Annotated in this window: 1 protein-coding gene and 1 pseudogene; one reads left to right on the forward strand and one right to left on the reverse strand. The window is 30.6% G+C overall.

Going from position 1 to position 3,603, the window contains the following annotated elements:
- Nucleotides 1-691 (reverse strand): hypothetical protein (locus Q1X91_RS15090; RefSeq protein ID WP_300759358.1); only part of this gene is annotated, 691 nt, incomplete at its 3' end.
- 2,252 nt (nucleotides 692-2,943) lie between these two features.
- On the opposite strand from Q1X91_RS15090, the pseudogene Q1X91_RS15095 reads away from it, so the two are divergent.
- Nucleotides 2,944-3,603, forward strand: a pseudogene (locus Q1X91_RS15095) (hypothetical protein); the annotation flags it as partial.

A 3,603-nucleotide genomic window follows, 5' to 3' on the forward strand; every position in this document is an offset into this window, starting at 1 on the left:
CAAATGCTCCTATATCTTGTTTGCCTACTGTAATATTAATATTTTCTTCACGCATCATGCCTTGAATATTATCAAGTTTTGTGATACCTGTGCCATTTGAATTAATATCGTAAGACATTTCTCCTTCGCCTAAACGCATAATGTTTGATTTATACACTGAGTTTTGGCCCGGGTCTACATCATAAGTAATTTTATAGTTACCTTCTACTGCTGCACCTTTAATAATTGCTTCAATATCATCGTTAGATGCTGACCATAAGGCTGCTGCATCACCATTTAAAAGTTTTTTAGTGTTGAACTCTGTTGATGATGATACACGGTCAATTTCTTCTTTTAACTGGTCTACTTCAAGCTGTAACATTGCACGGTCATTTGATGTATAAGCTGGGTCACCTGCCTGCACTGCAAGTTCTCTTATACGCTGTACCATAGATGTCATTGAGCCCATCGCTCCTTCTGCTGTCTGCAGCATAGAGATTGCATCTTGAGCATTTGTTGCTGCTTTATTTAAGCCTGAAATTTGTGCTCTTAATTTTTCTGATACTGCAAGACCTGATGCATCATCTGCTGCAGAATTTATTCTTAAACCAGTTGATAATGATTTAATTGTTTTTGTTAAATTATTATTAGCCATATTAACGCTGCTTTGAGCGCCTATTGCTGTTGAGTTATTAACTATTGAAAGAGCCATAATTTTATCCTCCGTGAAATATGCTTAATCATTATCCTTCCAACTATAATGAAAAGCTTTATAAGAACATCCTTGTTCCTAATTTCATCCTATTTAATTTTTTTAAACTGCATAAAGACATAATCTATCTGCCTTTAATGCAAACATAATAGCTGCCTTAAAAATAAGGCTGTAACCTTTTCCACATTTAAAAATATAGTTATTATCCTGAAATATTTAATCACAGGTACTTCTCTATTGATTTTTATATACCTTAAAATATTTGCAGGAACTTTCTTCTATACTTAAGTGGTATAAAAATTAGTCCTTGCACGTAAGTTTTATGGGTAACTTTTAAACCTGAAATTAAACTAAAATTTCTTTAATTTACTCTCACCTCTCCACATTTTATAGTCTGCTGTCCTGATATTTTCCGCGCAAGTGGCTTAAAAGCCTGAAAATACATAAAACAGCTCTATTAATTTACTCATTAATACTTATTTTATGTATAATACTGCTTATACATAAATGATACCTACATATTAATAGCTGCTCACACTACTAAATGTATGCTCAAAAGTAAAAAGCCTATAAATAAAGCCTTATTAATAAAGTTATAAAAAACTTTATTAATAAAACCATATTCAAAAAACATCTATAAATAAAAAAACCGACAATATGTTAAAACATAAAGCCGGCTTAATTGGTTTAATACCGTTATAAATATTAAATTTAATTTTTATAAAATTATAAATAAATATATAATATGTAAATTGCTTTTTTAAAAACTTATTAAACTGACCAAAAAAAAGAGCTGACAAAGATATTATCTTTACCAGCTCAATTATTTTGATACCTTAAATATTCATCTTTAACTAGAAATAATTTAGTATTTCTTTTTTTTTACTTTCTATATTTCCTTTATCGGAAATATTTTTATTTACTTTAATCTTTTTTTTAATTTTTTTAAAGGCTTTATAAATAATCTGTCTCCCTTATGAAACTATTATCGGAATATAGAAAAATTACTTTAATAAATTTGTTATAATTTTAAATATTATTTTTGAACTTACTTAAAAATGGATGTATTTAAAAATAAAAGTTTAAATAAGACTCTTCGGCTCCGCCTCTGAGTGACAAGGTAGGCTCAGGGGAACGGTTTTTGCGAGTACTGCCGATTTCCCGAGAGAGTAGTTAGGAATCAGAAATCGCACAGGCTAGCTAGCGGAGCGAAGAGTCTATATAGGTGCAGGATGCACCGTCGCTTGCGTAAGGATTTACAAATTTATTTTGGAAATCCGCTAAATAAAAAATACACGGATGTATTTTTTATTATTGTTTAATTAAATTCTTCGCCTGAATGCTCAGGCTCTGAATGACAGTTACCTGAGATTATTTATATTTTTACATATATTATCAAGTAATTATAGCATTTTTAATAAAAAAATGGTGTACATACAGCAAAAAATTATTGCAATTTATAAAATAATGTATAATATTATAATTATATTATACTATGTGCGTAATGTATAATATATTTTAAAACATACAGCATGTGCGTAAACTGTATGTTTAAAAGGAGCGAACAAGAGCCTGCCAGTGAAATCAGGGGGTTTCTTTCGCTAAGTTTGTTTTTACAGCTTAGCATTGTAAGTTATTAGTGAATGAATAGCTTATTTTACATTTTAAATATGGTATCAAAATATATGAGCCAAGACAGGATTATTATACCCTGTATCTTGGCTTTTTTTATGTCTAATTACTATGTATTATACTGCATATTATCTTGTGCTGTATTTAATTGTTTATATTTTTATTTATATAAACATCATAATAATATTCAGTGTAGTTAATTATACATATTATATATTTGCTTAAGCTGTTGAAACATTTATTTTTAAATATTTATAATTATGAATGTATGTATCAACACAATTGAGCCGCATTAGTTAATACTGATGTGGCTTTTTTTGTTTTTACAGGGAGATGAGAGAAAAAGAAAGGCTACATAATACTTAAGTCTGATATTACTATACAATATCTATGCAAGGAAAATATTGGTAAAAAATACACGAAAATAAATTAAAAAATGTTTTGGCGGACATTTTTTGCAATAAACAGTTGTTATGTGCGTAAAAAGCAAGGGACTTACTCCTGCAGCCGCATCTAAATTACAGCTGATAATCGGGCATTTTTTACTAAATAAATGCAGCTTACATATCAAGGATGAATATGTAAAGTTTGTATAAGCTGTATTCACGGAGGATATTAATATGGCTATTTCAATTATCAATAACTCAACAGCAATAGGCGCGCAAAGCAGCGTTAATAATGCTAACAGTAGTTTAACAAAAACATTAAAAGCACTTTCAACTGGCTTAAGAATTAACTCAGCTTCAGATGATGCATCAGGGTTAGCAGTATCTGAAAAATTAAGAGGTCAGATTTCTGGTCTTGCAAAAGCAGCAACTAACTCTCAAGATGCAATCTCTATGTTACAGACTGCAGAAGGGGCAATGGGTTCAATGACATCTATGGTTCAGCGTATAAGAGAGCTTGCAGTGCAGGCAGGCGACCCAGCTTATACATCAAATGACCGTGCAATGCTTCAACTTGAAGTAGACCAGTTAAAAGAAGAAATTGACCGTGTATCATCATCAACAGAGTTCAACACTAAAAAACTTTTAAATGGTGATGCAGCAGCTATCTGGTCAGCATCAAGTGGCGATGTAGAAGCAATTATTAAAGGCGCTCCTGCTGCTGGTGATTATAAAATAAATTATACATTAGACCCTGGTAAAAACTCAGTTTATAAAACAAATATGATGACATTAGGCGAAGGTGAAATGTCTTATGATATTAATTCAAATGGCACAGGTATCACAAAACTTGATAATATTCAAGGCATGATGCGTGAAGAAAATGTTAATATT

Origin of the sequence: uncultured Brachyspira sp., assembly GCF_949287625.1 — a bacterium.
Classification (GTDB): Bacteria; Spirochaetota; Brachyspiria; order Brachyspirales; family Brachyspiraceae; genus Brachyspira.